The following is a 446-nucleotide window of genomic DNA, read 5'->3' on the forward strand; positions in this document are numbered from 1 at the left end:
GGCAGCACCGCGATCGCCGCCGCCGTCGCCGACGCGCTGGCGCGCCGGACACGCGTGCTCGGCCTGTGCTGCACGCCCGAGACCACCTTCGCGCGTCTCACGGAGATCCTGGCCGAAGGCCTTGACGCCATGGATGTTTCCGGCCCCGTCGCCATCGTACTTACCGATATCGGGGCGGTCGCCGAGCCCAACTTCCTGCGGGCGCTCGCGCATCTCGCGGCCGGGATGCCGCAGCTCGGCTGGCTGGTCGCTGGCGCGCCCAAAAGCGTCGCCGGGGCGCAGGCGGTCCCGATCCCGTTGCTCTCCGAATTGGAGACCGCCGCCGCCTTGGAGGCGGTCGTCGCCCGGCGCGCGGCCGCGATCTCGAAGATCGGCCGCAGCGCGGCGGCGACGCTGTGTCGAGGCCTGCCGGGCCTCGCCGACCGCCTCGTGGCGGAGGCCTGGGC

General features: G+C 74.4%; 1 protein-coding gene. It reads left to right on the plus strand.

The window, feature by feature from the left end; genetic code table 11:
* The coding region (locus FV222_RS30490) for a hypothetical protein (protein WP_187277551.1) at positions 1-446 on the plus strand (446 nt) is incomplete at both ends.

This window comes from Methylobacterium sp. WL103 (assembly GCF_008039885.1).
GTDB classification, from domain to species: domain Bacteria; phylum Pseudomonadota; class Alphaproteobacteria; order Rhizobiales; family Beijerinckiaceae; genus Methylobacterium; species Methylobacterium cerastii.